26 protein-coding genes are annotated in these 26,511 nt (G+C 63.8%); 9 read left to right on the top strand and 17 right to left on the bottom strand.

Features of this window, described 5'->3' with window-relative positions:
* Positions 1-17 precede the first annotated feature (17 nt).
* The 4 genes from AC56QP_RS31225 (at position 18) to AC56QP_RS31210 (ending at position 3,708) form a co-directional block, all read left to right on the top strand.
* Positions 18-1,310, top strand: a complete 1,293-nt coding sequence (locus AC56QP_RS31225) for an efflux RND transporter periplasmic adaptor subunit (protein WP_489862001.1) — start codon at positions 18-20, stop codon at positions 1,308-1,310.
* A gap of 4 nt (positions 1,311-1,314) precedes the next feature.
* Complete coding sequence (locus AC56QP_RS31220; protein ID WP_489862002.1) at positions 1,315-2,028, top strand: ABC transporter ATP-binding protein; 714 nt, start codon at positions 1,315-1,317, stop codon at positions 2,026-2,028.
* 94 nt (positions 2,029-2,122) lie between these two features.
* Positions 2,123-3,340, top strand: coding sequence for an ABC transporter permease (locus tag AC56QP_RS31215; RefSeq protein WP_256751221.1), 1,218 nt, complete (start codon positions 2,123-2,125; stop codon positions 3,338-3,340).
* Between the two features lie 125 nt (positions 3,341-3,465).
* Complete coding sequence (locus tag AC56QP_RS31210) at positions 3,466-3,708, top strand: hypothetical protein (protein ID WP_489862003.1); 243 nt, start codon at positions 3,466-3,468, stop codon at positions 3,706-3,708.
* Here AC56QP_RS31210 and AC56QP_RS31205 read toward each other — a convergent pair.
* Positions 3,705-4,421, bottom strand: a complete 717-nt coding sequence (locus AC56QP_RS31205) for a hypothetical protein (protein WP_489862004.1) — start codon at positions 4,419-4,421, stop codon at positions 3,705-3,707. The genes AC56QP_RS31210 and AC56QP_RS31205 overlap by 4 nt on opposite strands.
* A 4-nt stretch (positions 4,422-4,425) precedes the next feature.
* The gene (locus tag AC56QP_RS31200; RefSeq protein ID WP_497109004.1) at positions 4,426-5,538 is read right to left on the bottom strand and encodes an endonuclease/exonuclease/phosphatase family protein; all 1,113 of its coding nucleotides are present in this window, start codon (positions 5,536-5,538) and stop codon (positions 4,426-4,428) included.
* Between the two features lie 189 nt (positions 5,539-5,727).
* Here AC56QP_RS31200 and AC56QP_RS31195 point away from each other — a divergent pair, with 189 nt between their 5' ends.
* Complete coding sequence (locus tag AC56QP_RS31195) at positions 5,728-6,321, top strand: BA14K family protein (RefSeq protein WP_489862005.1); 594 nt, start codon at positions 5,728-5,730, stop codon at positions 6,319-6,321.
* 102 nt (positions 6,322-6,423) lie between these two features.
* Here AC56QP_RS31195 and ilvC read toward each other — a convergent pair whose 3' ends face one another.
* The 3 genes from ilvC to AC56QP_RS31180 form a co-directional block, all read right to left on the bottom strand.
* A complete protein-coding gene (gene ilvC / locus AC56QP_RS31190; RefSeq protein WP_091575578.1) occupies positions 6,424-7,443 on the bottom strand; it encodes a ketol-acid reductoisomerase in 1,020 nt (339 codons plus the stop codon).
* 19 nt (positions 7,444-7,462) lie between these two features.
* Positions 7,463-8,140, bottom strand: a complete 678-nt coding sequence (locus AC56QP_RS31185) for a TetR/AcrR family transcriptional regulator (protein ID WP_489862006.1) — start codon at positions 8,138-8,140, stop codon at positions 7,463-7,465.
* Positions 8,141-8,277: 137 nt separating this feature from the next.
* The gene (locus AC56QP_RS31180; RefSeq protein WP_489862007.1) at positions 8,278-8,736 is read right to left on the bottom strand and encodes a MarR family winged helix-turn-helix transcriptional regulator; all 459 of its coding nucleotides are present in this window, start codon (positions 8,734-8,736) and stop codon (positions 8,278-8,280) included.
* Positions 8,737-8,836: 100 nt separating this feature from the next.
* Between AC56QP_RS31180 and AC56QP_RS31175 the strand changes: the two genes are divergently transcribed.
* The gene (locus AC56QP_RS31175; RefSeq protein ID WP_091575580.1) at positions 8,837-9,142 is read left to right on the top strand and encodes a Rieske (2Fe-2S) protein; all 306 of its coding nucleotides are present in this window, start codon (positions 8,837-8,839) and stop codon (positions 9,140-9,142) included.
* A gap of 1 nt (position 9,143) precedes the next feature.
* Positions 9,144-9,872 carry a glutathione S-transferase family protein gene (locus tag AC56QP_RS31170; protein WP_489862008.1) on the top strand — a complete coding sequence of 243 codons (729 nt, stop codon included), beginning with the start codon at positions 9,144-9,146 and terminating at the stop codon, positions 9,870-9,872.
* Here the strand turns inward: AC56QP_RS31170 and AC56QP_RS31165 are convergent.
* Both AC56QP_RS31165 and AC56QP_RS31160 read right to left on the bottom strand, forming a co-directional pair.
* Positions 9,820-11,058 carry an FAD-dependent oxidoreductase gene (locus AC56QP_RS31165; protein ID WP_489863474.1) on the bottom strand — a complete coding sequence of 413 codons (1,239 nt, stop codon included), beginning with the start codon at positions 11,056-11,058 and terminating at the stop codon, positions 9,820-9,822. The two genes, AC56QP_RS31170 and AC56QP_RS31165, sit on opposite strands and share 53 nt — an antisense overlap.
* Before the next feature lie 80 nt (positions 11,059-11,138).
* Positions 11,139-11,498 carry a winged helix-turn-helix transcriptional regulator gene (locus AC56QP_RS31160; protein WP_489863475.1) on the bottom strand — a complete coding sequence of 120 codons (360 nt, stop codon included), beginning with the start codon at positions 11,496-11,498 and terminating at the stop codon, positions 11,139-11,141.
* A 185-nt stretch (positions 11,499-11,683) separates the two neighbouring features.
* Between AC56QP_RS31160 and AC56QP_RS31155 the strand changes: the two genes are divergently transcribed.
* On the top strand, positions 11,684-12,574 hold the full coding sequence (locus AC56QP_RS31155; RefSeq protein WP_489862009.1) for an NmrA family NAD(P)-binding protein: 891 nt from the start codon (positions 11,684-11,686) through the stop codon (positions 12,572-12,574).
* Positions 12,575-12,609: 35 nt separating this feature from the next.
* On the opposite strand, the gene AC56QP_RS31150 is transcribed toward AC56QP_RS31155, so the two are convergent.
* From AC56QP_RS31150 to AC56QP_RS31135, 4 genes are all read right to left on the bottom strand, one after another.
* Positions 12,610-13,650 (bottom strand): SDR family oxidoreductase, encoded by a 1,041-nt coding sequence (locus AC56QP_RS31150; protein WP_489862010.1) that lies wholly within the window; start codon positions 13,648-13,650, stop codon positions 12,610-12,612.
* Positions 13,651-13,685: 35 nt separating this feature from the next.
* Positions 13,686-15,605, bottom strand: a complete 1,920-nt coding sequence (locus AC56QP_RS31145) for a potassium transporter Kup (protein ID WP_489862011.1) — start codon at positions 15,603-15,605, stop codon at positions 13,686-13,688.
* A 189-nt stretch (positions 15,606-15,794) separates the two neighbouring features.
* The gene (locus tag AC56QP_RS31140; RefSeq protein WP_489862012.1) at positions 15,795-17,708 is read right to left on the bottom strand and encodes a potassium transporter Kup; all 1,914 of its coding nucleotides are present in this window, start codon (positions 17,706-17,708) and stop codon (positions 15,795-15,797) included.
* A gap of 98 nt (positions 17,709-17,806) precedes the next feature.
* Entirely contained in the window at positions 17,807-18,547 is a 741-nt protein-coding gene (locus AC56QP_RS31135; RefSeq protein WP_489862013.1) for a pyridoxine 5'-phosphate synthase, read from the bottom strand.
* Between the two features lie 111 nt (positions 18,548-18,658).
* Here AC56QP_RS31135 and AC56QP_RS31130 point away from each other — a divergent pair, with 111 nt between their 5' ends.
* The gene (locus AC56QP_RS31130; protein ID WP_497109003.1) at positions 18,659-19,063 is read left to right on the top strand and encodes a SpoIIAA family protein; all 405 of its coding nucleotides are present in this window, start codon (positions 18,659-18,661) and stop codon (positions 19,061-19,063) included.
* A 59-nt stretch (positions 19,064-19,122) separates the two neighbouring features.
* Here the strand turns inward: AC56QP_RS31130 and AC56QP_RS31125 are convergent, their stop codons facing one another.
* From AC56QP_RS31125 to AC56QP_RS31100, 6 genes are all read right to left on the bottom strand, one after another.
* The gene (locus AC56QP_RS31125) at positions 19,123-20,250 is read right to left on the bottom strand and encodes an ATP-dependent DNA helicase (protein WP_091580570.1); all 1,128 of its coding nucleotides are present in this window, start codon (positions 20,248-20,250) and stop codon (positions 19,123-19,125) included.
* 141 nt (positions 20,251-20,391) lie between these two features.
* A complete protein-coding gene (locus AC56QP_RS31120; RefSeq protein WP_489862015.1) occupies positions 20,392-20,757 on the bottom strand; it encodes a nitrile hydratase accessory protein in 366 nt (121 codons plus the stop codon).
* Positions 20,744-21,403, bottom strand: coding sequence for a nitrile hydratase subunit beta (nthB, locus tag AC56QP_RS31115; protein WP_497100935.1), 660 nt, complete (start codon positions 21,401-21,403; stop codon positions 20,744-20,746). The genes AC56QP_RS31120 and nthB overlap by 14 nt, the downstream gene beginning before the upstream one ends.
* On the bottom strand, positions 21,400-22,005 hold the full coding sequence (nthA, locus tag AC56QP_RS31110; protein WP_489862016.1) for a nitrile hydratase subunit alpha: 606 nt from the start codon (positions 22,003-22,005) through the stop codon (positions 21,400-21,402). The genes nthB and nthA overlap by 4 nt, the downstream gene beginning before the upstream one ends.
* 75 nt (positions 22,006-22,080) lie before the next feature.
* The gene (locus AC56QP_RS31105) at positions 22,081-25,245 is read right to left on the bottom strand and encodes an efflux RND transporter permease subunit (protein ID WP_489862017.1); all 3,165 of its coding nucleotides are present in this window, start codon (positions 25,243-25,245) and stop codon (positions 22,081-22,083) included.
* Entirely contained in the window at positions 25,242-26,507 is a 1,266-nt protein-coding gene (locus AC56QP_RS31100; RefSeq protein ID WP_489862018.1) for an efflux RND transporter periplasmic adaptor subunit, read from the bottom strand. Before AC56QP_RS31100 ends, AC56QP_RS31105 begins: the two co-directional genes overlap by 4 nt.
* Positions 26,508-26,511 lie beyond the last annotated feature (4 nt).

The raw sequence follows: 26,511 nt of genomic DNA, 5'->3' as shown, positions 1-26,511 counted from the left end.
CATTATAGGGGTCCGGCGTGGACCAGATTGTCAATCTGCCAAAGACGGAATCGGATTCCGCCATCGAGACCGCGCTCGGACTCGACAGACGAGGTCTGCGCAAGTCGCGCCGGCGTGGCTGGCTCTATGCGCTGCTGGCGCTGATCGTGCTCGCCGCCGGCCTCGGCGTCTATCAGTGGTATGCTGGCTCGCCCACCAGGATCGACTACACCACCGTGCCGGCCGCCAAGGCCGACCTCACTGTCCAGGTGTCCGCGACAGGCACGCTGCAGCCCCTCACCCAGGTGGATATTTCCAGCCAGCTCTCCGGCATTGTCCGTTCGGTATCCGTCGAGGAGAACCAGCAGGTCAAGAAGGGCGATGTGCTGGCCGCACTCGACACCACCAAGCTGCAGGTGCAGATCGAGCGGGCGGAGGCGTCCGCCAAGGCGGCGGCCGCCAATGTCGAGGACGCCACGGTAACGCTTGCCGAGAACGAAAGCTCGCTTATCCGCGCGGCGGCATTGACCAAGCGCGGCATGGCGACCGACCAGTCGCTCGAAGCGGCGACCGCGACGCGCGACCGCTCCAAGGCGGCGCTCGACAGCGCCCGGGCCAATCTCTCCATCGCCAATGCCGATCTGAAATCGCAGCAGACCGACCTCGCCAACAGCACCATCTATGCGCCGATCGACGGCATCGTGCTGACGCGCTCGGTCGACCCCGGCCAGACGGTCGCCTCGTCGCTGCAGGCGCCGGTGTTGTTCATCATCGCCGCCGACCTGAAGAACATGGAACTGGTGGCGGCGGTCGACGAGGCCGACATCGGCACGGTGAAGACCGGCCAGCATGCCCGCTTCACCGTCGACGCCTTCCCGGAGCGGCCGTTCGATGCCGAGATCCGCGACATCTCCTATGCCTCGGTCACCACCGATGGCGTCGTCACCTACAATGCGCGGCTCGAGGTCGACAACAACGAGCTGTTGCTGCGGCCCGGCATGACCGCCACCGTTTCGGTCGTCACCCGGCAGGCCAAGGGTGTACTCACGGTCCCGGCCACCGCCTTCCGCTATCGACCCCCGGCACCTGCGGCCCGCGCGTGGAGCCTGAGCGACCTGTTCACAGGCCGCATGGGGCGTCCCGGCGGCAATCGCCAGCGCCAGGCCGCGCCGCCGGCCACGGACGGCTCGCGCACGCTGTACGTGCTGGAGAATGGGCGGCCGCATCCGGTCAACGTCAAGATCGGCTCGACCGACGGCGAACTGACCGAGATCACCTCGGGCCTGGAGGAAGGCGCTCAGGTCATCACCGCGTCACAGCAGCGGAGCTGAGGCCGTGGCTTCGGGCGCGCACCTCATCACCTTCGACAAGGTCTGGAAGAGCTATGGTCAGGGCGAGGCCCGGATCCACGCGCTGGCCGGCGTCGACCTTGCCATAAGGCGTGGCGAATTCGTCGCCATCATGGGCCCGTCCGGCTCCGGCAAGTCGACAGCCATGAACATCATCGGCTGCCTCGACACGCCGACGGCCGGAACCTATTCCTTCATGGGCATCGACGCCGGCCGGCTCGACCGCAACCGCCGCGCAATGCTGCGCAACCTCTATGTCGGTTTCGTCTTCCAGGGCTACAATCTGCTGGCCCGCACCACCGCCGCGGAAAATGTCGAGTTGCCGCTGATCTATCGCGGCGTTGCCGCCCGCGAGCGCCGCGATCTCGCCATGCAGGCGCTGGCCCAGGTCGGCCTTGTCGGCCGCGAGCACCACACGCCGGCCGAGTTGTCCGGCGGCCAGCAGCAACGCGTGGCGATCGCGCGCGCCATCGTCACAAGGCCAACGCTGCTCGTCGCCGACGAGCCGACCGGCAATCTCGATACCGCCCGCACCCATGAAATCATGGAGCTGCTGACGACGCTGAACGAGGAGCTTGGCCTGACCATCACCATGGTCACCCACGAGGCCGATGTCGCCGAATATGCCAAGCGCACCATCCGCTTCGTCGACGGCCGCGTCGCCTCGGACACCGCGACGCTGGAAGTGGCCCAGCCATGATCCCGAAAAGTGGACTCCGGTTTTCGGAGAAGATCGTGGCCGAACACAGAGATAGAGCCCCATCCCGGTTCTGTCGGGATGGAAGGCTCTGACCATGATCTGGGAAACCGTCCGCCTCTCGCTCCGCTCGATCCGCCGCAACGTGCTGCGCTCGTTCCTGACATTGCTTGGCATCGTCATCGGCGTTGCCGCCGTCATTGCCATGCTCACCATCGGCTCCGGCACCACCGAAAAGGTCAAGGCCGACATCTCCAAGCTCGGCAGCAACCTCCTGGTCGTCCGTTCCGGCCGCCCGGCCGGTCCCGGGGGTCCAGGCGGGCTCGAACAGGTGGTGCGTCCGCTGGCCGAGAAGGATCTTGCGGCGCTGGTTGCGCATCTCACCGGCGCGCGTGCCATTTCGCCGGCCTCGCAGAAGCAGGTCCGTGTCATCTTCGGCACCGAGAGCCTGACCTCGGGCGTCACCGGCACTGACAGCGCCTATCTCGACGCGCGCGACTGGAAGCTGGTTTCCGGCCGCCCGTTCAGCGATTCCGAAACCCGCTCGGGCACCGGCGTGTGCCTGATCGGCGAGACGGTGCGTCAGCAATTCTTCGGCGCCGGCGACCCCGAGGGTGAGATCATCCGCGTCAACCGCACCTCCTGCAAGATCGTCGGCCTGCTCGAACCCAAGGGCTATACCGGCTTCGGCCAGGACCAGGACAATGTCGTGCTGATGCCGCTGCACGCCTATCAGCGCCGCATCGCCGGCAACCGCGACATCGACAACATCTACATCGCCGCCGACGACCGCACCCCGACCAGCGAATTGCAGCCGCGCGTCGAGGACATTTTGCGCGATGCGCGCCGCATCACGCCCGACCGCGAAAGCGATTTCGCCATTCGCGACATGACCCAGATCGCCGACGCCATGGCCAGCGCCACCGCCACCATGACCGGCATGCTGGGCGCGGTCGCCGGCGTCAGCCTGCTGGTCGGCGGCATCGGCATCATGAACATCATGCTGGTGTCGGTCACCGAGCGCACCCGCGAGATCGGCATCAGGCTCGCCATCGGCGCGCATGAAAAGCACATCCTCATCCAGTTCCTGGTCGAGGCGACGGTGCTGTCGCTGCTCGGCGGCATCATCGGCATCCTGATCGGCCTGGCGCTGGCCGGCCTCGCCTCGGTGACGCTGACCATCCCGTTCGCGCCGAGCCCGGCGGTCATCCTGCTCGCCGTCGGTTTTTCGGCTCTCATCGGCATGGTGTTCGGCTTCTTCCCGGCGCTACGCGGCGCTCGCCTCGATCCGATCGACGCGTTGCGCCACGAGTAGGACAGGCCTGCATCCGGCACCCGATCTGATTTTGCACAACTTTTTGACGTTTCCGCGCTGTGCCTCCACTGTCTCGGTGCGGTTCGGGATGTTAGGGCAAGGTATTTCCGGTCGAGGAATAGCGGATGAGCAAGAAGGCGCGACTGATCCTGATGATGGTGATCATCGAAGCCGTGCTTGCCGGCATCTGGTGGTATCTCGCCCGCTTCGGCATGGCCAATCCCGACCGCGTCACCGCCGATTTTCAGGCGGTTGTCGGCCAGACGATGGGAATGGCCATGGGTGGGTTGCTGGGGATTGGATTTATCTTGTTCTTCGTCGCCGCCCGCAACGATCGCAAGGCAGCACAGAACAGGGCGCGCCGCTAACCCTTGCCCGCGAAATGCCACTCGATCAGCGGCTTCATGTGCGCCGACAGCCCGTCCGGCAGGTCTGCGGCATGGCGGATGATCACCGGACCCTCGATCTCGGGATCGGTCTCGGCCGCGACAAAGGCTGAGATTCGCCGAGCGATCTCGTCGGCAGGCGCCGGCGCGTGATAGCGGCGGAATATCACCGTGCCGCTGTTCGTCGACAAAGCGTGATAACGCTGGCCGCGTTCAGCAACCGACAGGTCCAGGCCGGTCTCTTCGCGCACCTCACGGATCATGTTGAAATCGACATCGACCAGCCCGTCGCGGAAATCGATCGGCTCGAACGAGCCGGCGGCGAAGTAGACGCGGCCGGCATTGACCGTGTGCGGTCCCATGCGGATCGCCACCAGCGCATTGTCGCCGGCCACCAGCACGGCATGGGCATAGGCATGCTCGGCGCCCGAATTCTCGCGCCGCTTGCGCCATAGCATGAACGTGGAGTAGTTGACCGCGTGGCAGCGTCCGACGAGACGGCTGTCGCGCCAGGCGAGTTGCGACAGCAGCACCACCGTGCCGTCGAACAGCGCCGGATTGGCTGATATCTCGCGCTGCCAGTTCTCGGCGATCGCCTCCGCGTTATCCAGCGCGAAGGGGTGCGGACCGGGATCGAGCCGAACGTCGACGGCGTCGACCGGCAGGATGACATTGCGCGGCAGATCGAAACTCATGTGATCAGGCCATGTCCAGAGTGATCGCCACCGGGCAGTGGTCGGATGCCTTCGGCCGGTCCCAGCCGGCGCGCGGAAAGCGGTCCACCTCCTGGCCCGGCGGAAAGATGGTGCGCCAGGGCTGGCCGTTGCGGATGATGTCGGGAATGGCCGTGGCGTTCTTCTCCGCCAGCCCCTTGGAGAGCAGGATGTAGTCGAGTTGGCACAGGTGCCGCTCTTCCGGTCCTCGCGTGTGGTAGAAGCTCCAGCGGTTCATCTCCGGCCGCCGCTCGACGACGTTCTCGCAAAAGCCGCCTGCCGTCAGCACGTTGATGCAGGACTGGTTCTCATCGACCACCTCGAAGCGGTAGCCGTCGACGGCATCGCCGGCGATCTTCACGCGCTGCCGGTAATCGTTCATGTCGCCGCAGATCGCCCAGCTTTTGTCGGCGGCATGATCCTTGCCGAAGCGCTCCTCGATAATGCGGCGCACCGCTTGCGCCTCGGCGATGCGCAGCGGCATCGTCGCCTCGCGTCCGTCGAGCCCGTTGCGCGGCGAGCCCATCGATTTGAAATGCACGAGATAGAGCGTCAGGGGCACGCCGCCGACAGTCACATCGATTTCCAGGCAGTCGCGGCGGAAGATGCGCTCATTGGCTTGATTGCCAAGAGCTTCCAGTTCCGGCGTGTGCAGGCCGAACTGCTCGAAGGTGACATAGGCGTGGCTGGTCATGCGCACGAATTCGATCGGCTGGCCCTGCGCGGTCTCGGCGCGCATCATCACGGCCACATCGATGCCGCGCAGATCGTTGCCGGCAGTGGTGTATTTCTGCCGGTAACCCTCCCCCACCATCTTGAACAGATAGCCGTATTCGAAGGCCTTCAGCGCCTCGATATTGTCGACCTCCTGCATGCAGATGATGTCGGCGCGGGTCGCCGCGATCGCCAGCGCCGTCAGCTGGCGCGTGTCGTCGGACTGCGCGATGGCGCGGGCCTGCTCCAGCATCTTGTATTCGGCTTCGCTCTGGATATCGAAAAGCGCCAGCGTGCGGTCTTCGTTGAGTTGGTTGCGATACCCGGAAAAATCGAACCTGTTCATCAGGTTCTCGACATTGAAGGTGGCGAGGCGCAGCAACATGTCCTGACCTTTGCCCACAAGCGCGGGAGAAAACAAGGTCGCGGGACCACCTGTCGATATCGATTGGTCCTGACGGCGTGCGCGTCATGGTTGACGGAACCTTTCCGTTCATCCGCCGTTCAGACGCAAAGGTCCACATTGGCCGCATTCCCAGGGTGGGCGTGGGGCCTGTATCTCTTGGAGAGTGCAATGAATTCGCTCTTTTCTTCCTCTGTCAAATCCGGGCTGATAGCGCTCGGCATCCTGTCGGGCATCACGGCACCGTCCGCGGCCGGCCCGATCCTGCAGCCGGACCTGTCGATTCCCACAAGCACGGCGGCGCCGACGATCACGCCAGTCCGCGACAGTTGGGCGGGCGGCAATGACCGGCAACTCTACAACGAGAATTGGAGATGGCGCCGGTCGGGCCATTGGAATGGCAACCGACACTGGAACGGTAATGGAAACTGGAACGGTGGCAACTGGAACGGCGGCAACTGGAACGGCGGCAACTGGAACGGTGGAAACAACTGGCGTTGGCGCCACCGCCACTATCACGACCGCTACTATGATGACAGTGCGAGCGCCGCGATCCTGGGCCTTGGCCTCGGGCTTGGCCTTGGCAGCATGTACAACAATTACAATTACTACGATGCGCCGCCGCGCCGCTACTACCGCGCAGGCCGGCTTTCGAGCGCCCATGTCCAGTGGTGCTACAACCGCTACCGCTCGTATCGCGCCTGGGACAACACGTTCCAGCCCTACAACGGCCCGCGCCAGCAGTGCTGGTCGCCCTATAGCTGAGCTAAGCCGTAGCTGAGACACAATGAAAAAACGGCGCCATGTGGCGCCGTTTTTGATCCTTGCCGTTCGAAGCCACTGGGTCTTCGAGCATCTGGATTTCGGTCAGTTCTTGGCCTTGTCGACCAGCTTGTTCTTCGAAATCCACGGCATCATCGCGCGCAGCTTGGCGCCAACTTCCTCGATCTGGTGGCTGTCGTTCATGCGGCGGATGCCCTTGAACCGCGACATGCCGGCGCGGTATTCCTGCATCCATTCCGAGGTGAACTTGCCGGTCTGGATGTCCTTCAGCACGCGCTTCATCTCGGCCTTGGTCTCGGCGGTGATGATGCGCGGACCCGAGACATACTCGCCCCATTCGGCGGTGTTCGAGATCGAATAGTTCATGTTGGCGATGCCGCCTTCATAGATCAGGTCGACGATAAGCTTGACCTCGTGCAGGCACTCGAAATAGGCCATCTCAGGCGCGTAGCCGGCTTCCACCAGCGTCTCGAAACCGGCGCGGATCAGTTCGACCAGACCGCCGCACAGCACGACCTGCTCGCCGAACAGATCGGTCTCGCATTCCTCACGGAAATTGGTCTCGATGATGCCCGAACGGCCGCCGCCGACTCCGCAGGCGTAGGACAGAGCCAGATCAAGTGCGTTGCCCGAGGCGTCCTGGTTGACGGCGACCAGGCACGGCACGCCGCCGCCCTTCTGGTATTCGCCGCGCACCGTGTGGCCCGGACCCTTTGGCGCGATCATGACGACATCGACCGAAGCCTTCGGCTCGATCAGGCCGAAATGCACGTTGAGGCCGTGCGCGAAGGCGATCGCAGCGCCGTCACGGATATTCGGCGCGATCTCTGATCTGTAGATGTCTGCCTGCAATTCGTCGGGCGTCGCCATCATCATCAAGTCGGCCCATTTGGCGGCATCGGCCACGCTCATCACCTTGAGGCCGTCGGCCTCGACCTTCTTGGCGGTAGCCGAGCCGGCCTTGAGGCCGATGGCGATGTCCTTGACGCCGGAATCCTTGAGGTTGAGCGCATGCGCCCTGCCCTGGCTGCCATAGCCGATGATGGCGACCTTCTTGCCCTTGATCAGGTTGAGATCGGCATCACGATCGTAATAGACACGCATTTTGTCTTCCTTCCCGTTTTTATAAATCAGAGGCCTTGCGGCCCGGTTTTGCTCCATGAAGAGCGAGAAACTGCTGCGTCGCCCGTGCGGCATCGCCGCCAATCGCCGCCTCAGTCAATTCCAGCCGGTCGCCAAGCAGCAGACGGATCTGCACGTCGCGGGCGACCAGCCCGAAAAAGGTGCGGAACGCTGTCTCGGCGTCCGAAAATTCCAGCAGCCCGGCCTGCCGGCCTGCCTCAAGCACCGGCTTCAGCCGTTTGGCCAGCGCGAAACGGCCATTCTCCAGCACGACGGCGCCGAGATCGTCCTTGCCGGAACCGGCATGCCCGACCGCCACGCGGTTAAGCGCGATCGAGGTGTCGCTCGAAATCACCTTCAGCCAGTCCGAGGCGAAGCGCTCAAGGCTCGCCGTCAGCGAGGCAAGATCGAGCCCCTTGCCGTCGACCGGAGCCACCCGCACTTTCGAGGCTTGCCACTGGACCGTCGCCGTCAGCAGCCCGTCACGGTCGCCGAACCATTTGTAGAGCGTTTCCTTGGAACAGCTCGCGCGGCGCGCCACAGCGGTCATGGTCAGGTGATCGCCCTCCTCGACCAGCAGGCGAAGCGCCGCGTCCAGAACGGCTTTCTGCCGCTCCGTCAGCGCTTGGCTGTTGTCGATGTCGGCGTTTGCCAGCAACACGCTTTTTTCCCGTTTCATGGTGGCGGCGGCGCGGTTCAAACAGCGACCGTACCGTACGTTACGGTTCGGCATATTGCGCAATTCGATGATTGGCGCAAGAGGACGCACTGAAAAATATCTCGAAGCAGCCGCACAATGCCGTGCGGCGAGTTTGCTCAATCGCTGGCAGGCGGATGGCGCAGCCGGCCAAGCAGTGCCGACACCATGCTCAGTTCATCCGCCGAGAGTTTGGCGCCGACGAGTTCGGCGATCGATCGTCCATAGACGGACCACATCCGACGGCGAGTGTCGCGACCCTTGGCCGTGATGCGGATGGTCTGACCGCGACCGTCATCGGCCACCGGCAGTTTCTCGACCAGCCCATCGGCCTCGAGCCGCGCCAGCAGCCGCGAGATATTGTACTGCGCAAACAGTGTGCGCTCGATCAATTGAAACGGTCGCAGCCCGCCCTCGCCCGCTTCGGCCAGCTCATGCAGCACGTCGTACCAGGCAAGCGGCGGCAGGCCGCTTTCCTTCAGCGCGTCTTCGGCCTGTTCGATGAGCTGACGCGAAACCCGCATCAGGCGGGCCCAGGCCTTGATGGCTTCGGGCGAAGGCGTGGCTTGCTCTGTCATGACTGCATCCTAGGCGATAGATGCAGCTGCATCAAGCTTGACGATCAATGCACATGCATATATATAGATGCAATTGCATTAACTCTGGAAGGCAAATCCCATGAAACATGAAATCTGCAAGGTTGACGACATTCCACGGACGGGCAGCATGATCGCGCCATTCTTCGGCCGTGAGGTCCATGTCTGGCGCAGCGGCGAGCGCATCCGCGCCGCCGCCAATGTTTGTCTGCATTTCGGCGGACCGCTCGACTGCAAGGACGGCAGGCTGGTCTGCCAATGGCACGGCGCTTCCTTCGACATGGCATCAGGCGATCGCCTTGACGGTCCAGCGCCAAAGGGTTCTCGCCTGATGTTCCTCTCGACACGCGTCGAAGACGGCGCGTTGAACTATGTCTGGGGCGAATGAGATGGACGACAAGCTCATTCTCGTCAGCCACCATCTCTGCCCCTATGTGCAACGCGCCGCGATTTCGCTGGCCGAAAAGGGCGTGCCGTTCGAGCGCGTCGACATCGACCTCGCCGACAAGCCGGACTGGTTCAAGGCGATCTCGCCGCTGGGCAAGGTGCCGCTGCTGCGTACGCAGCGAAAGCGTGAGCAGACGGCAATCTTCGAGTCCGCGGTCATCCTCGAATTCCTCGAAGAAACCCAAGCCAATCCCCTCCACCCTGCCGACCCCTATGCACGCGCACGGCATCGCGCCTGGATCGAGTTCGGCTCGGCCATGCTCAACGCCATCGGCCGTTTCTATTCTGCCTCAACCGAGGCAGGCTTCCTTGCGGAAAGCGAGGCTCTTTCGGCGATGTTCGGTCGTCTTGAGGCCGAGCTGGCAGGATCCGAACGGAACGGGCCATGGTTCGCCGGCGAGCGCTTCTCGCTCGTCGACGCGGTTTACGGACCAGTCTTCCGCTACTTCGACGCCTTCGACCGGATCGGCGATTTCGGCATTCTGGATGGCAAGCCGCTCGTCAAGGCCTGGCGCCAGGCGTTGAGCGGACGCCCCTCGATCAAGCACGCCGTGGCGCCGGACTATCCGCGGCGCCTGCACGCCTTCCTGCAGGCGAAAGGGTCCTACCTTTCGAGCCTCATCCGCCGAAGCGATCCGGCCAGCGCGCCTCCTTTAGCCCGATCCGCCTGAACGGATCGATAACCGTTCCGGCCACCATCGAGGCGAGGAACTGTGGCGCCGGCGGGATTTTCGCCACCGTCGCCACCAGCCTGTCACGGATGAACGGCAGCGCCACGGAATCCGACTGGTAGAATGGCGTGAACGCCAGCGACAGCGCCTGGAAGACACGCACATGCCAGCGCCGCGCTGCCGCATAGGCTTCGAGCGCCGCTTCGACATTGCCCGTCCGTGCCAGTGCATGGCTGAGCGCCGCCGCGTCGAGCAGCGCCATGTTCGCCCCTTGCCCGAGTTGCGGACTGGTCGAATGCGCGGCATCGCCGATGACGGCCAGCCGCCGACCGACCGGGCGCTTCATCGTGTGGTGACCATAGCGTGCCAGCGAAAGCTGGTCGAAACTGTCGATCTGGCTGGTGAACGCCTCGCTCTGCGGCCACAGCCGGACCACCCTCTCCTTCCAGGCCTCGAGGCCCCGGGCGCGCACCGCGTCGGCGTCCGCCGGCTTCAGGCTCCAGAAGAAGGCTGCCATCTTTTCGGCGCCCGGCTCCGGCCGGCCGATCGGCAGCACGCCGATCATCACGCTGGCCCTGTCGTAGCGTTGCAGCAACGCGTGCTCGTCGAAACCTTCGCCGCGCCAACCGAGCGACGCCCAGAACGCGCCATAGGTGAGTGGACGCGGCGCGCCTGAATTGCCCGCGCAATGCCGCAGTTTTGACTTTGAGCCGCTTGCGTCGACGACAAGGTCGAACGGCCCTGCCCTTCGCCCGTTGCCCCGGATCAGCGTCGCCCGGTCGCCAGCCTCCAGCGCCTCGATCTCGACGCCGGTCTCGATGGCGATCGCTTCGCGCTGTGCGGCCCGGAAAAGCACGCCGAACAAGGCCGCCCGGTGCACAGCCAAGCCAAAACGGCGACCGCGCTGGGCATCATAGCGGACATCGAGCACGGTGCGGCCGGTCGTGGCGTCGGCGCCATGCAGCCGATCGATGCGGCTGCCCAGCGCCAGTATGTCATCGAGCAGGCCGAGATCGGCCAGCACCGTCAGCCCGGTCGGCTGCAGGATCAACCCGGAGCCGACCGGCTTCGGCTCCTCGAAGCGCTCGAACACGGTGACCCGATGTCCGGCACGCCTGAGATAAAGCGCCACCGCCAGCCCCGCCGGCCCGGCGCCCGCAATTGCGATATCGTAGGAAATGCCAATGCCCCCAAAGCCGGATTGGTCGGGACAATCCTTCAGCGGCCGGACTAAATCAAGCCGCCTCTCCCGGCACTAGTCGCCGTTCAGGCCTGGGCGGCATCAAAACCGGCGCGCGCCTCGCGCACCGCGTCATGATTGAGCTCGGCCCACAGGATCAGCTGGTGCAAGGCGCCGAACATCGACCGCCCGAGGTCGGTGAGACTGTATTCGACGCTCGGTGGCTTGGTCGGGAACACCTCGCGATGCACATAGCCGTCACGCTGCAAATCATGGAGCGTCTGGGTGAGCATGCGCTGCGAAATGTCGGGCACCAGCCGCCGCAACTCGCCGAAGCGATATGGCTGCTCGGCCAGGGCTCCCATCAAAAGCGAACTCCATTTGCCGCTAAGGCCCTGCATGACATCGCGAACCGGGCAATCGGCAAGGTTTCCGCCGCCAGTCATGGCTTTGTAGATCTCGAGCTTGGATCTCAGATTGACGATCGTGCTGTCCACGGCTGGTTCCTTGCCTGTGCCTACCTCCCGAAAAACTGCCTTCTTTACGGCCAGGGGTCAATTCCTATTTTAGTGCTGGTCTCTTTTTGAGACCACCACTCGCCCCTTCCCTCCGACCCATGCCAGGATCACCAATGAGCAAAACTCTCCTCGTCACCGGCGCTTCCGGCCAGCTTGGCCGCAGCGTCATCAACCACCTGCTGGACACATTGAAGGTGCCGGCGGCTCGGATCATCGCCACCACCCGCACGCCGGCCAACCTTGCCGATCTGGCGGCGCGCGGTGTCGCCGTCCGGGCGGCCGACTTCGACGATCCGGCTTCGCTCGCCGAGGCTTTTCAAGGCGCCGACCGGGTGCTCATCATCTCGACCAACGAACTGGCGATCCAGGGAAAGCGGCGCCAGCAGCAGCTCGCTGCCGTCGCCGCCGCGAAGCAAGCAGGCGTCGCCCACTTGCTCTACACCTCGATGCCCAACACCGAGCCGGGTTCACCGGTGCTCTTCGCCCCCGACCACTACGACACCGAACAGGCGATCAAGGCGAGTGGCATCCCCCATACGATCTTCCGCAATGGCTGGTATGACGAGAACCTGTTCATGGCGATGCCGCAGATCCTCGCATCGGGCCAATGGTATACATCGGCGGGCGATGGTGCCATTTCCTATGGCGCACGTGACGATCTCGCTGCTGCCATAGCTGCTGGGCTCGCCTCGGACACCCGCGAAAGCACGACCTACACGCTGACCGGCCCCGAGGCCTACACTGTCGCCGAGGTCGCAGCGCTGGTCACCGAAGTCACCGGCAAGCCCATCCAGGTCATCCAGCTTTCCGACGAAGCATTGACCGAGGGAATGAAGTCGGCCGGCCTTCCCGAACCCATCGCCCGGCTTCTCGTATCGTTCGACGCCGCCACGCGGGTCGGTGGCCTCGGCATGGTGACGGACTCCGTCGAAAAGCTTTCCGGCCGCAAATCGGAGTCGCTGAAGCAGTTCCTGGAGACCAATAAAGCCGCTTTGGCCGCCTGACGATCAGCGCGGCGGGAAGCCTCGGCTTTCCGCCGCTACTTCGATGTCTTCAGCAACCCAAGCCGGATCAGGCTTTCGCCAGTCGCGACCAGCGCATCTTCGCGTGGTCGCGGTGCCCAGCCGAGCATGCGCACCGCCTTCTCGCTGGTGGCGTTCTTGGCCTTGCCCAGCTCCGGCACGACCTGCGCGGCTTCCGCGCTGAACAGCCCGACGAAGCGGACCAGCCAGTCGGGAAGCACCCTCGTCGAGACGCGCGCCGCAGCGTCGCCCAGCCGTGCCCTCAAGGTTTCGGCCATCTCCCGCACGGTCATGAAGTCACCGGCAACCGCCAGAAACCGTTCGCCACCGGCGGCGGGGTTGGTCATCGCGCGCAGATGCAGATCCACCACGTCGCGCACATCGACGACGCCGAAGGACAGGCGCGGTAAGCCAGGCATGGCGCCATCCATCATGCGCCGGATGAATTCGGTGGAGGTCGAATGGTCGGCCCCGAGAACCGGTCCGAAGATGCCGACCGGATTGACGACCGCAAGCTCCAGCGCCCTGCCCTCGGCGGCAATGAAATCCCACGCCGCGCGCTCGGCCAGGGTCTTCGATTTCACATAGGCGCTGACCTTGCCCGTCGGATCGGTCCAGTTCGCCTCGGTGAACGGCCGGCCGTCAGGCGGCAGCTTGCCATAGCCGATGGCCGCGAAGGACGAGGTGAGCACGACACGCTTCACCCCAGCGTCCCGCGCCGCCCGCAACACTCGTAGCGCGCCCTCGCGGGCCGGTATGATCAGTTCATCTTCATGCTTCGGCACGCCGGGCGGAAAGGGCGAGGCGACATGCAGGATATAGTCGCAACCGTCGACGGCTTGCGGCCAGCCGGCATCGGCCATGAGATCGGCGATGGCGAACGAGGGTGCCACTCCGGGCTCAGCGCCGCCGGCCTTGAGCATGGCGAGCACATCGGCTTCACGCTTGGCGGACCGCACGGTCGTGCGCACGCGGTAGCCGGCCTTCTTCAGGGCGAGAATACAATGAGCGCCGAGGAAGCCGGATCCGCCGGTGACAAGCACCAATTCGCCGCTCATTCCCGCCTCCTCGGCTATCGGCCCGTCCTACACCCTCAAATGGCGACCTGGGTGCCGATTTCCACGACGCGCCCGGTTGGGATCTGGAAATACTCCGTCGCGTCGGCCGCCGTGCGCGCCAGACCGATGAACAGCCGGTCCTGCCACACCGGCATGCCGGAATTGGGCGAGGCCTTGAGCGAGCGGCGCGACAGGAAGAAGGACGTCGTCATGATGTCGAACTTCCAGCCCTGCTTGCGGCAGATCGCCAGCGCGCGCGGGATGTTGGGCTGCTCCATGTAGCCGAAGGTCAGCGTCACCCGCATGAACAGCTCGTTGACCGTCTCCATCTTGACCCGGTCGCTGTCGGGCACCACCGGCTGCGGCGCGGTCACCACCGAGAGGATGACGTTCTGCTCGTGCAGCACCTTGTAGTGCTTCAGGCTGTGCATCAGCGCGGTCGGCGCGCTGAGCGGATCGCTGGTCAGGAACACCGCCGTGCCGGACACCAGCTGCGGCTTCTTCTTCAACAGATTGCCGGCGAGGAAATCGAGCGGGATCTCGTTGCGGCGGGTCTTGTCGAACAGATAGCGGCTGCCGCGCACCCACGTCCACATGGCCAGCACGATGGTGAAGGCAACCGCCAGCGAGGCCCAGCCGCCTTCGAACACCTTGACGATGTTGGAGGCGAAGAAACCGATATCGATGAAGGCAAACAGCGCCGTCAGCGAGATTGCCAGCCAGAGCTGCCATTTCCAGATACGCGTCATCACGACATAGAGCAGCACCGTCGTCACCAGCATGTTGCCGGTCACCGAGATGCCGTAGGCCGAGGCGAGCTTGCTGGATTCGCCGAAGCCGACGACCAGCAGCATCACCACCAACGCCAGCAACAGGTTGACGCGCGGCATGTAGATCTGGCCGGACTGTCGTTCCGACGTGTGCAGGATTTGCAGGCGCGGCAGCATGTTGAGCTGCACTGCCTGCCTGGTCAGCGAGAAGGCACCGGAAATCACCGCCTGGCTGGCGATGACCGTCGCGGCGGTCGCCAGCACCACCATCGGGATCAGCGTCCAGCCCTCGTTCATCTCGAAGAACGGATGGCCGACCACACCGTTCTTCGCCAGCACGAAAGCGCCCTGCCCGGCATAGTTCAACAGCAGACAGGGAAACACGATCGACAGCCAGGCGAGCACGATCGGCTTGCGTCCGAAATGACCGAGATCGGCATAGAGCGCCTCGGCACCGGTGACGGCCAGGAAGATAGCGCCGATCGTCACGAAGGCGACGTCGGGCGAATGGATCAGGAACGCGACAATGTAGTGCGGGCTGATCGCCCACAGGATTTCCGGATCGGCGATGATATGGTTGAGACCTGAAAGGCCTATCGCCAGGAACCATACCGCAGTCACCGGACCGAAGACCAATCCCACCCCGCCCGTGCCGAAGCGTTGCACCGCGAACACGATTGCGAGAATGACCAGCGTCAGCGGCACGACGTAGGGCTGGAAGGCAGGGGTGACAACGTTCATGCCTTCGACCGCCGAAAGCACCGAAATCGCCGGCGTGATGACGGCATCGCCGAAAAACAGCGAGGCGCCGACGATGCCGATGCCCAGGATCACCGCCGAGCGCGTCGGAAAACTGCCGCGCGCCAACGCCATCAGCGACAGCACGCCGCCCTCGCCGCGGTTGTCCGCGCGCAGCACGAACATGATGTATTTGATCGTCACGATGATCGTCAGCGACCAGATGATCAGCGACAGCACACCGAGAATATCGCCGCGATCAGCAACGGCGCCATGGGACGACGCCACCAGCGCCTCGCGAAAGGCATAGATCGGACTGGTGCCGATATCGCCATAGACAACACCGAGCGCGCCCAGCATCAGCACCTTGGTGCTGTGCTGTTCGATTTCTGGATGGCTCGATTGTTCGACGGGTTCTGCCTCACTACCAGCATTGGCAAGGGCCATGGACGACACTCCGATAAGCGCGCGGTGCTCTACGCTTGCTGCGATGCAATATCAAGTACCGTAGCGTGATGGCTGCCATGCCTACAGCACTGGGCCGCTCAGGCAAATGGCTGATCATCCGATGTTCGTGGGCTGAATCTGCCGCTACGTCCGGCACGGCGTGCGCCCATAATACCTGCCGTATGTCACTTAGATAGCTACTTGCGTGCCGATTTCCACGACGCGCCCGGTTGGGATCTGGAAATACTCCGTCGCGTCGGCCGCGGTGCGCGCCAGACCGATGAACAGCCGGTCCTGCCACACCGGCATGCCGGAATTGGGCGAAGCCTTGAGCGAGCGGCGCGACAGGAAGAACGACGTCGTCATGATGTCGAACTTCCAGCCCTGTTTGCGGCAGATCGCCAGCGCGCGCGGGATGTTGGGCTGCTCCATGTAGCCGAAGGTCAGCGTCACCCGCATGAACAGCTCGTTGACCGTCTCCATCTTGACCCGGTCGCTGTCGGGCACCACCGGCTGCGGCGCGGTCACCACCGAAAGGATGACGTTCTGCTCATGCAGCACCTTGTAGTGCTTCAGGCTGTGCATCAGCGCGGTCGGCGCGCTGAGCGGATCGCTGGTCAGGAACACCGCCGTGCCGGACACCAGCTGCGGCTTCTTCTTCAACAGATTGCCGGCGAGGAAATCGAGTGGGATCTCGTTGCGGCGGGTCTTGTCGAACAGATAGCGGCTGCCGCGGATCCATGTCGACATGATCAGCCCCATGAGGCAGGCAACTGTGATCGAGACCCATCCGCCTTCGACGATCTTCACGACATTGGCCAGGAAGAAGCCGCTATCGATGGTGCCAAACAGCAGGGCCAGGGCCAGTGCGAGCGCCAGCTTCCATTTCCACAGCTTGCGCATCACCACGAACAGCAGGATGGTCGTCATCAGCATTTCGCCGGTCACGGAAATTCCGTAGGCGGAAGCCAGCGAACTCGAGCTGCCGAAACCGACAACCAGCACCATCACCCCCATCGCGATAAGCAGGTTGACACGCGGCATGTAGATCTGGCCGGACTGCATTTCGGACGTATGCTGCACCTCGATGCGCGGCAAAAGGTTGAGTTGCACCGCTTGGCGGGTCAACGAAAAAGCGCCTGAGATAACAGCCTGGCTGGCGATAACGGTCGCTGCCGTTGCCAGGCCCACCATCGGCATGAGCGCCCAGTCCGGCAGCATCTGAAAGAATGGATTGGTCGGCCGGCCGCCATTGGCAAGGACAAAGGCGCCCTGCCCGAAATAGTTGAGCAGCAGGCACGGAAATACCACGGAAAACCATGCCAATACGATCGGCTTGCGCCCAAAATGGCCGAGGTCGACATAGAGCGCTTCGGCTCCCGTCACGGCCAGGAATACAGCGCCGACGGTGACGAAAGCAGCGGTCGGCGTGCTGACAAGATAGGCGACGGCATAATAGGGATTGATCGCCAGCAGGACCGAAGGATCGTCCATCAGGTGATAGAGTCCGGCGACGCCTATGGCCAAGAACCACAGAGCCGTCACCGGTCCGAATACGGCCGCCACCTTGCCAGTGCCGAAGCGCTGCACCGAGAACAAAAAGGCCAGGATGATCAGCGTAATGGGGACGACAAAGGCGTCCAACGTTGGCGTCACCACCTCAAGGCCCTCGACCGCGGACAGCACGGAGATGGCCGGGGTTATGATCGCATCGCCGAAGAACAATGCCGCGCCGCATAGCCCGATCGCCAGGATCAGGGGGGCGCCTTTGGGATAGGCGGTGCGGGCAAGCGACATCAGCGACAGCGTGCCGCCCTCGCCCTTGTTGTCGGCACGAAGCACGAAGGCAACATACTTTATGGTCACGATGATCGTCAGCGCCCAGACGATCAGCGACAACACGCCCAGGACATCGGTGCGCGTATCGGTGCCGGGCGAAGCATGAAGCGCCTCGCGGAAGGCGTAGATCGGGCTGGTGCCGATATCGCCATAGACGACGCCAAGTGCGCCGAGCATCAGGACCTTGATGCTGTGCCGTTCGACGGCGGAATGACTCGATGGTTCGACGGTTTGAGCCTCGCTACCGCTGCTGGCAAGGGCCATCGACCATTCCCCGATAAGCGTGCGATGCCTTATTCATGCTGCGATACGATATCAATTGCACACGACGGCTGCCATACCTGCACGCGAGGCTTCTCACTCTACCATCCGCAAGCCTTCAGAAATCGCCCCACCGTGCCGGCCATGCCATACTCCAACGCGTCGGCTGTCAACCCATGTCCGATCGACACTTCGGCCAATGCCGGAATGCGCTTGACCAGCTCAGGCAGATTGCTCACCACCAGATCGTGCCCGGCATTGACCTGAAGGCCGGCAGCGAAGGCGGCGTCGGCGGTTTTTCCAAGTTTTTCCAGTTCCTTGGCCGCTCTGGCTGGATCGGAATGATAGCTGCCATATGGACCCGTATAGAGCTCGATACGGTCGGCGCCAGTGTCGCGCGCGGCGGTCACACAATCGGGGTCCGGATCGGAAAACAACGACACGCGGAAGCCCCCCTTTTTCAGACGCTTGACGATCGGTGTCAGGAACGCCGCCTCGGCGGCAAAGTTCCAGCCATGGTCGGAGGTCGCCTGGGCCGGATCGTCGGGCACCAGCGTCACCTGTTCCGGCTGATGCTTTTCCACAAGCACCAGGAAATCCTCGGTCGGATAGCCCTCGATGTTGAATTCCGCGCGCGGGAACTCGTCATCGATCAGCGACCGTATCTCAGGCAGATCGGAGTGTCTTGTGTGCCGCTCGTCGGGGCGCGGATGCACGGTCAAGCCATGCGCCCCGGCCGCGAGCGCAATGCGGCCGAGACCGGTCACGCTCGGCCAGGGCAGGTCGCGCCGGTTGCGCAGCATGGCGATGGCATTGAGATTGACGGAGAGCTTTGCGGGCATGGAGCGGCCTCGGAATTCATTCGACGCGCCACCTATAATGCCTTTGGCGGGAACAGACAGGGGGTTTCGGGTGTTCCAGGGAGACGAACTGGTCCGCGAAAGGAAGCGTCCATGAATTTTCTCGACACAGTGCCGGCGATCCGCCGCATCGACACCGATCGCGACGACCTTTTTGCCATCGATGTCGTCGGTTATATTTCAGCCGCAGACGCCGAAAACCTGTTTGGCCTGCTGGAGGCGGCCTATGCCCTCCACCCGCAGATCGATGTGGCCGTGCGCCTGATCGACCACGAGGGCGTCGACTGGGCCGAAATTTCGGACGACACGCTGAAACAGGGCACGATCCGTGCGCTGGAGCATGTCGGTCGTTGCGCGGCGATCGGCGAACCGGACTGGACGGCGGACGCCCGGCGTCTCATTCCGGCTTCAGCCCCTGTCGAGCTCAGGCACTTCAGTGCCGAGGAGGAAGCCGAGGCCTGGCAATGGCTCGATGCCGAACCGATCGGGGATCAATAGCGCGGGGAGGAAAAGCCTGACCGTCGAATGGAACACTGTCCGGAAGTCCCGGCAGACACTTACCTGACGATCGTCAGCCGTTCGGCCGCGCGGGTGATCGCGGTATAGAGCCAGCGCTGGCGGGTTTCCTTGAAGGCCCAGCTCTCGTCGAACAGCACGATCTCGTTCCACTGCGAGCCCTGCGCCTTGTGCACGGTCAGCGCGTAGCCATAGTCGAAATCATCGAAGCGCTTCTTCTGCTGCCAGGGAATATCGGCGTCCGGATCCTCGAAGGCCGCCTTGAGCAGCTTGATCTTGGCGACGCCGCGATCGGGATCGTCCTCTTCCGGCGAGACCAGAAGATTGATGCCAGGCTTCACTGTCTCGCGCGACGAGGTCATCACCTTCCACAGCGAGCCGTTGAGCAGGCCCTTGGCCGGATCGTTGCGCAGGCAGACCAGCTTGTCACCCGCCTGCGGGTAGTCTGCATTGAACCCTTTGAGCTCGCGCAGACGCTGGTTGTAGCGGCGACGGGTACGATTGGTGCCGACCAGCACCTGGTCCGCCTTCAGCACGAGTTCCTGGGTGACGTCTTCCTTGCCGATCACCTGTGCGGTGCCGTAGTCGCCACGCATGAATTCGCGGCCCTCGCGCACATCGAGCGCCAGCCGCAGGATCGGATTGTCGCGCGCCTGCCGATGGATTTCGGTCAGCAGGAAATCCGGCTCGTGGTCGGTGAAGAAGCCGCCGCCCGAGATCGGCGGCAGCTGGCCGGGGTCGCCAAGCACCAGGATCGGTGTGCCGAAGCTCATCAGGTCGCGGCCTAGCTGCTCGTCGACCATCGAGCATTCGTCGATGACGACGAGCTTGGCGCGCGAGATCGGGCTCTGCCGGTTGAGCGAAAAGGTCGGCGACATCGAGGTCTTGCCAGTGACCTCGTCGGCAACCGATTCCTCGCCCTTTGGCCGGTAGATCAGCGAATGGATGGTGCGGGCGTTGACCGCGCCCTTCGAGCGCAGCACCTGCGCGGCCTTGCCGGTGAAGGCGGCGAACTGAACCTGGCCGTCGACATGTTCAGCGAAATAGCGCGCCAGCGTCGTCTTGCCGGTGCCGGCATAACCGAACAGCCGGAACAACTGCGGCTTGCCGGTCTTGAGCCAGCGGGCGACCGCTTGTAGCGCCTCGTCCTGTTGGGGAGAGAATTCCATCAGTGCGACAGACCGGATTCGCGAGGGAAAGACAAGCTCTGCGGCCACCACGATCAATCCTTGGCGGCAAGGGTCAGGCTATCAGGCCCAAACTGGAACGTAAAGTGAACACACGAAACAGGCGGGGCAAGCCGCCATGACTTATTCGGTCGGCCCGGGATCGTTCTCCAGCAGGATCGGCTTGCCGTGTGGGGTCGCGTGTGCGGCGCGTTCCCAGGCCTCAGCCATCGCGTCAACATCGGACTTTCCGGCTAGCCCCTTGGACGCAAGCAAGCCTTCCAGCGCCGCCAGCCAATGCTCATAATAATCATGACCATCGGCCGCTGCGCCCCGCTTCTTCACCTCGGTCGACAGCGCTTCTGCCCAATCACTCCACGAAAACAGCCCCTTGTCGTGCAGCGCGACCGTCATCGCGAAGGCTTGCGCCTGCCAAGGCTCGGCGAAGACCGGCACATCGACGCCCGCCGGCAAGTTGGCGGCGTGTTCGTTTGCCTCATGCCGGTTCAAGATAGCTCTCCCAGGCGTCGATCGACACGGCCAGCGTCGGGTCAGCCCCCTCGCCCCAGATCTCAGCCCCTTCGAAAACGACGGTATAGACCCATTGCGGGTTCTCGCCCTGGCCATGCGCGTTGCTGTCGGGAAACACGAAGCCGTCGCGCACGGCCTCGATGACTCCCTGCTTGCCGCGTGCGTAGCGCGGCAGTCGCGTGTGGCCGGTCGGGTTGAAGTTCTTGGTCCGCACATGCTGGCCGGCCTTGAATCGCGCTGGCGTGGCAACCGGCCGGTCGCAGGGACCGCCCTTGGCCAGCACCGCCGGAACGTTTTCCGCCTTCAGCACCCTTTTGGGGGTTGCCGCCGGATCAACCGCCGTGCCTGCCGCCAGATCGCGCTCGCTGACGAAGCCATGGCGCTTGAGCAGCACCTCCAGCGCCATGATCCAGATCTGATAGTAGCTGGAGGCATAATAGTCCGCCGGATGCAGCGATTCCCGCGCATGCCGGCTCTCATCTATGGTCCAGGCGCCCATGGCACCGGCGCATAAGGTCACGCCGAGCGCCCGCTTTTCCCATGCGGCATGAAAATACGGCTCGTCTGTTTCCGGCGCCACCGGCCCGAAGCCCATCTGCCCGCCGAGATCCTGCGGCCCGTTCATGCCGGCTCCTTCGCCAGGGCAGTGCCGATCATCGCATCGCGTGTCACCAGGTCGGCCAGCCGCTCCTCGCTCCAACCCTCGGCGCCCTCGGGCCGCATCGGCACCACGAGATAACGCAGTTCGGCGGTCGAATCCCAAACGCGGATCTTCTTGGTCGCCGGCAGCGTCAGCCCGAATTCCTCCAGCACCCCGCGCGGATCGATGACCGCGCGCGAACGATAGGGCGGCGCCTTGTACCAGACCGGCGGCAGGCCGAGCACCGACCACGGGTAACAGGAGCACAGGGTGCAGACGACGAGGTTGTGGGTGTCCTCCGTGTTGAACACCGCCTGCATGTGCTCGCCCTGACGGCCGGTATAGCCGAGCGAGCCGATCGCCGCCGTTGCGTCGCGCTTCAGCCACGCCGCGAATTCCGGGTCCGCCCACGCCTTGGCCACCACCCTGGCGCCGTTGCGCGGGCCGACCTTGGTCTCGTAGGTGTCGACGATGACGTCGATCGCGACCGGGTCGATCAGCCCCTTGCGGGTGAGGATCGTTTCCAGCGCGCGCACGCGCGAGGCAAAAGGATCGAGTTCGTTGTCGTGGTCATGATCGTGTGACATCACGGCAAATTACGATCGCAGACACAAGGCCGCAAGCGCGACGGCTTGGGCCAGCGCGTTCGCGGCGGGTCGGCGCTATTCGGCCGCCGCCTTCTGCGGCTCGACCAGCGGCTCCTCATCGACGTCGAACAGCGACGGCTGGGCAGGCGCCTCGGTTGGGCGCGGTTCGACTTCGCGCTTCGGCCACAGCCCGATAAGCCAGCCGGAGAAACGCTCCATGTAGACATAGATCACCGGCGTCACGAACAGGGTCAGCGCCTGCGAGGCGACAAGGCCGCCGACCACCGCCACGCCGAGCGGCTGGCGCAGTTCGGCGCTGGCGCCGGTGCCGAGCGCGATCGGGATGGTGCCCATCAGCGCTGCCAGCGTCGTCATCATGATCGGGCGGAAGCGCATGATGCAGGCCTTGTGGATGGATTCGACCGGCGACATGCCTTCTCGTCGCAATTCGAGCGCGACGTCGATCATCATGATGCCGTTCTTCTTGACGATGCCGATCAGCATCAGGATGCCGATGACGGCAATGACCGACAGATCCATCCCCGCAAGCCTGAGCGCAACCAGTGCGCCCAGCACCGCCGATGGCAGGCCGGTCAGGATGGTGAGCGGATGGATGAAACTTTCATAGAGGATGCCAAGCACGATATAGATGGTGAGGATCGCACCGCCGATCAGCAGGCCCTGGTTTGCAAGTGAATCCTGGAATGTCTTGGCCGTGCCGGCGAAGGTGGTCGAGATTGCCTTCGGCATGCCGATCTGCTCTTTCAGCGCGTCGATGCGGGTCACGCTATCGCCGAGCGCCACACCTTGCGGCAGGTTGTAGGAGATCGTCACCGCCGGAAGCTGGCCAAGCTGATTGACGGTCAAGGCGCCGGCGGTTCGGTCGACACGGGCGAAGGCGCCGAGCGGCACCAGGCTGCCGCTGGCCGTCCTCACCTGGATGGCCAGCATCCGCTCGGGCGACCACTCGATCTTCGGATCGAGCTCCATGACGACTTCGTAGCTGTCGGCCGAGCCGAAGATGGTCGAGACCTGCTGGGTGCCGAAACCGCCATAGAGGCTCGAGCGCAGCGTGTCGGTATCGATGCCGAGCGTCGCCGCCTTGTCGCGGTCGACCACCAGCGTCGCCTGCAGGGCATTGTTCTGCAGATCGTCGGTGACGTCGGTGAAGGTCGCATGATCGGCCGCCATGGCGTCGTTCAGCTTCTGCGCCCAGAGGTCGGTCTGGCCCGTATCGAGGCCCTGCACCACCAGCTGGTAGGCGCTTGCCGAAGAGCGCGAGCCGAGCCTGAGGTTCTGCACCGGCTGCATATAGGTTTCGATGCCTGGCACATTGGCGAGTTGCTTGCGCAGGTCCGACAGCACCTTGTCGATGTCGGGGCGCTGGTCCTTGTCCTTCAGCTGGACATAGAGCTGACCCTGGTTGAGCGCCCTGCCGCCACCGCCCGCCGAATAGGCGACATGCGAGACGTAGGGTGAGTGGGAAAAGACATTTGCCACTTGCCCCTGCAGCTTCACCATCGCATCGAACGAGATGTCCTGGCGCGCAATGGTCGTCACCGAGACCTGGCCGATGTCCTCCTGCGGGAAGAAGCCTTTCGGCGAAATCTGGATCAGCCAGACCGACGCCGCCGCCGTTGCGATGAAGACCAGGAAAACCAGGAATGTGTGGCGCAGGCAGAAGGTCAGCAGCCAGTCATAGCCGCGCATGAAGAAATTATGCTTCTGGCCCTCGCCGTGCGCGGCTTCCCGCTCGGCCTTCGACACCGACAGCAGCCTGGAGCAAAGCATCGGAGTGAGCGTCAGCGACACGAACATCGATGCCAGGATGGCGACCGTGACCACCACCGCGAACTCGTTGAAGATGCGTCCGATGACGCCACCCATCAGGAGCACGGGGATGAATACGGCGACCAGCGAGATCGAGATCGAGATGATGGTGAAGCCGATCTCGCGCGCGCCTTTCAGCGATGCCTCGAAGGCCGAGAGCCCGTCCTCCTCCATGTGGCGGAAGATGTTTTCCAGCATGACGATGGCGTCGTCGACGACGAGGCCGACCGCCAGCGTCAGGCCCATCAGCGAGATGTTGTCGATCGAGAAGCCGAACAGGAACATCACGCCGAGCGTGGCGATCAGCGAGATCGGCACCGCTACCGCCGGGATGATCGTCGCCGTCACCCGGCGCAGGAACAGGAAGATCACCATGATCACCAGCGCGATGGTGAGCAGCAGGGTGAACTGCACGTCGTCGACGGCGGCGCGGATCGAGGTCGAGCGATCGTTGAGCAGCTTGATGCTGGCCGCCGCCGGCATCTGGTCCTGGAAGGATGGCAGCATCGCCTTGACGCGGTCGACGACGTCGACGGTGTTGGCGTCGGGCTGACGCTGCACCGCCAGAATGATGGCGCGCGTGCCGTCATACCAGCTCGCCGTGGTCGAGGTCTCGACCGAGTCGATGACGCGGGTCACCTCCCCCAGCCGTACCGGATGCCCGTTCTTGGTGGCGATGATGAGATCGGAAAATCCCGCCGCATTGGTCAGCTGCGTGTTGGCCGTGATGGTCAGCTGCTGCTGGTCGTTCTGCAGCACGCCGAGCGGCGTGTTGCTGTTGGCCGAGGCAATCGCCGTCTGCAGCTGGTCGATCGAGATGCCACGTGCGGCAAGCGCTGTCGGATCGATCTGGACGCGCACGGCGTATTTTTGCTGGCCGAAGATCGAGACCTGCGCCACGCCGTCGATTGTCGACAGCGACGGCGAGATGACATTCTCGGCAAAGGCATCGAGATCGGTCAGCGGAACCGTGTCGCTGACCAGGGACATCAACAGGATCGGCGCGTCGGCCGGATTGACTTTGCGGTAGCTCGGCGGCGCCGTCATCTCCGGCGGCAACTGGCGCTGCGTGCGCGCGATCGCCGCCTGCACGTCGGCCGCTGCCGCGTCGATATCCCGGTTGAGCACGAATTGGATGGCGATCGAGGTCGAGCCGAGCGAGTTGGTCGTCGAGATCGAGTCGATGCCGGCAATGGTGGCGAACTGCTTGATCAGCGGCGTCGCCACCGAGGTCGCCATGGTTTCCGGCGAAGCGCCCGGCAGCGAAGCCGAGACATTGACCACCGGGAACTCGGCGCTCGGCAGTGCGGCCACCGGCAGGAATTTGTAGGCAAAAAGCCCGCCCAGCACGAGGGCGAACGACATCAGCAGTGTGGCGACCGGCCTGCGGATGCAGAATTCGGAAATCATTGGCGTGCCTCGCCGGCCTTGTCGGCCTCGGCAACCTTGGGAGCGGCCTGGCCATCGGCGCCGGCTGAAGCCTTGCCTTCACGCACCGCGGCACCTTCCTTCAGCTTTGTCTGGCCTTCGACGACGACTTTCTCGCCACTTTTCAGACCTTCGCTGATGGCACTGTTTTCACCCTCGGTCAGCGCCACCTGCACCGGCCGCATCTCGACCGTGTTGTCCGGCTTGACCACATAGACGAACGGCCCCTTCTGGCTGGGCTGCACCGCGACCGTGGGAACCGATGTCATTTGTGGCATGATGCCGGCATCGAGCACGACGTTGACATACTGCCCTGGCCACAAGGAGAGATCGGAGTTCGGCACGCTCGCCCGCGTCGCGATCGTGCCGGAAGCGGTATCGACGCTGGAATCGACGAAATCGAGCGTGCCCTTGCCGACCGGCGTCGGATCACCGTCCTTGATCAGCGTCACGGCACCTTGCTGGGGCGTCACCAACGCCTTGTGCAGAAGGGCCAGATTGCTTTCGGGAAGGTTGAAGTTGACCTGCAGCGGATCCATCTGGGTGATCGTCACCAGCGGGGTCGCCGTGCTGCTGTTGCCATTGCTGGTGGTGACGAGGTCGCCGACAGCGACATTGACGGCGCCCAGCCTGCCGGAGATCGGCGCCCTGATCGCGGCAAAGCCAAGCTGGACGTTGTCGGCGTCGATTGTCGCCTTGTCGGCATCGACGGTCGCGGCCGCGGCCTTTTGCGCCGCCATCGCCTGATCGTAGGTTTGCTGCGTGCCGGCTTGCTTGGCGACCAGGTCCTTGGCGCGCTGAAGATCTGACTGCGAGCTGGCGAGCATCGCCTGGTCCTTGGCGAGCGTCGCCTGGTCCTTGGCGAGTTGCGCTTTCAGCGCGCGGTCATCGAGCGAGAACAGAAGATCGCCGGCCTTAACCATCTGCCCGTCCTTGACGTCGATAGACACGATCTGGCTGGATACACGCGCATTGATGCTGACCACGGCCGGAGAGGAGACGAAGCCGATCGCGTAGCGCCGGATCGGGAAATCAGCCGTCGTTGCTGTCGCGGAAACGATCGAGGCTGAGCGAGCGCCATTGCCGCCGCCGGCCTGCTTGCCGGCCGCCGCCTTGTCCGACGCCGCGACCGGCTTTCCGCCGATGATCTGCTGAAATTTGCCCATCGTGTCGGGCGAAAGGTAAAGCCAGGCGGCGCCTACGCAGGCGACCGCAAGCAATGAAAGGATGGCTTTCCCACGCATGATC

This window comes from Mesorhizobium sp. RCAM 05104 (assembly GCF_059683645.1).
Note: the sequence above shows the minus strand (reverse complement) of the source record. Positions and strands in the feature narration are given on the sequence as shown.

Coding starts and splice junctions, on each gene's coding strand:
- AC56QP_RS31215 (WP_256751221.1), top strand. CDS start 2,123: ATGATCTGGGAAACCGTCCGCCTCTCGCTCCGCTCGATCCGCCGCAAC.
- AC56QP_RS31210 (WP_489862003.1), top strand. CDS start 3,466: ATGAGCAAGAAGGCGCGACTGATCCTGATGATGGTGATCATCGAAGCC.
- AC56QP_RS31205 (WP_489862004.1), bottom strand. CDS start 4,421: ATGAGTTTCGATCTGCCGCGCAATGTCATCCTGCCGGTCGACGCCGTC.
- AC56QP_RS31200 (WP_497109004.1), bottom strand. CDS start 5,538: ATGTTGCTGCGCCTCGCCACCTTCAATGTCGAGAACCTGATGAACAGG.
- AC56QP_RS31195 (WP_489862005.1), top strand. CDS start 5,728: ATGAATTCGCTCTTTTCTTCCTCTGTCAAATCCGGGCTGATAGCGCTC.
- ilvC (WP_091575578.1), bottom strand. CDS start 7,443: ATGCGTGTCTATTACGATCGTGATGCCGATCTCAACCTGATCAAGGGC.
- AC56QP_RS31185 (WP_489862006.1), bottom strand. CDS start 8,140: ATGAAACGGGAAAAAAGCGTGTTGCTGGCAAACGCCGACATCGACAAC.
- AC56QP_RS31180 (WP_489862007.1), bottom strand. CDS start 8,736: ATGACAGAGCAAGCCACGCCTTCGCCCGAAGCCATCAAGGCCTGGGCC.
- AC56QP_RS31175 (WP_091575580.1), top strand. CDS start 8,837: ATGAAACATGAAATCTGCAAGGTTGACGACATTCCACGGACGGGCAGC.
- AC56QP_RS31170 (WP_489862008.1), top strand. CDS start 9,144: ATGGACGACAAGCTCATTCTCGTCAGCCACCATCTCTGCCCCTATGTG.
- AC56QP_RS31160 (WP_489863475.1), bottom strand. CDS start 11,498: ATGACTGGCGGCGGAAACCTTGCCGATTGCCCGGTTCGCGATGTCATG.
- AC56QP_RS31155 (WP_489862009.1), top strand. CDS start 11,684: ATGAGCAAAACTCTCCTCGTCACCGGCGCTTCCGGCCAGCTTGGCCGC.
- AC56QP_RS31150 (WP_489862010.1), bottom strand. CDS start 13,650: ATGAGCGGCGAATTGGTGCTTGTCACCGGCGGATCCGGCTTCCTCGGC.
- AC56QP_RS31145 (WP_489862011.1), bottom strand. CDS start 15,605: ATGGCCCTTGCCAATGCTGGTAGTGAGGCAGAACCCGTCGAACAATCG.
- AC56QP_RS31140 (WP_489862012.1), bottom strand. CDS start 17,708: ATGGCCCTTGCCAGCAGCGGTAGCGAGGCTCAAACCGTCGAACCATCG.
- AC56QP_RS31135 (WP_489862013.1), bottom strand. CDS start 18,547: ATGCCCGCAAAGCTCTCCGTCAATCTCAATGCCATCGCCATGCTGCGC.
- AC56QP_RS31130 (WP_497109003.1), top strand. CDS start 18,659: ATGAATTTTCTCGACACAGTGCCGGCGATCCGCCGCATCGACACCGAT.
- AC56QP_RS31125 (WP_091580570.1), bottom strand. CDS start 20,250: ATGGAATTCTCTCCCCAACAGGACGAGGCGCTACAAGCGGTCGCCCGC.
- nthB (WP_497100935.1), bottom strand. CDS start 21,403: ATGAACGGGCCGCAGGATCTCGGCGGGCAGATGGGCTTCGGGCCGGTG.
- nthA (WP_489862016.1), bottom strand. CDS start 22,005: ATGTCACACGATCATGACCACGACAACGAACTCGATCCTTTTGCCTCG.
- AC56QP_RS31105 (WP_489862017.1), bottom strand. CDS start 25,245: ATGATTTCCGAATTCTGCATCCGCAGGCCGGTCGCCACACTGCTGATG.
- AC56QP_RS31100 (WP_489862018.1), bottom strand. CDS start 26,507: ATGCGTGGGAAAGCCATCCTTTCATTGCTTGCGGTCGCCTGCGTAGGC.